Below are 502 nucleotides of genomic sequence, written 5' to 3'. Positions count from 1 at the left end.
GCGCAGATCGCTTCCCACTGCTCGGGCCAGAAGGCCTTCAGGGATTTTTGCAGCCAGCGCGGGTGGGCCGTGCGCACTACCGGATCGCGTTCCAGTTCGGCGAAGATCGTCTCGCTTTCGCGCTGGGCATTGCGCAGCACCGCGTTGAGCAGACCTTTGGCCCAAGGCTTTTTCAGCTTGTCGGCACAACCGACGGTTTCGCCGATGGCGGCGTGGGCCGGCACGCGGGTGTAGAGCAGTTGATACAGACCGACCAGCAGCAACGCCTCGACATCAGCGTCGGCGGCTTTGAACGGCTTCTGCAGGAGTTTTTCCGCCAGTGCCGACAGGCGTGGCTGCCAGCGTGCGGTGCCGAAGGCCAGGTCCTGAGTGAAACCGCGATCGCGATCCTCGACCTTGTCCAGTTGCGTCGGCAGGGAGCTGTTCAGCGAGGCTTTGCCGCTGAGTACGGCAGCGAGTGCCTTGGCGGCGGCCAGACGCGGATTCATTGTGAGTCCACCGC

1 protein-coding gene is annotated in these 502 nt (G+C 64.1%); it reads right to left on the bottom strand.

What is annotated here, in order from left to right; genetic code table 11:
* Positions 1 to 488, bottom strand: a 488-nt coding sequence (locus J5M71_RS27410) for a transcription antitermination factor NusB (protein ID WP_279382390.1), incomplete at its 3' end; no start/stop codon positions are given.
* Positions 489 to 502 lie beyond the last annotated feature (14 nt).

Origin of the sequence: Pseudomonas sp. 43(2021), from assembly GCF_017490805.1 — a bacterium.
Taxonomy (GTDB): Bacteria; Pseudomonadota; Gammaproteobacteria; order Pseudomonadales; family Pseudomonadaceae; genus Aquipseudomonas.
The sequence above is the reverse complement of the archived record's forward strand: the minus strand, read 5'-3'. Positions and strand labels throughout refer to the sequence as shown.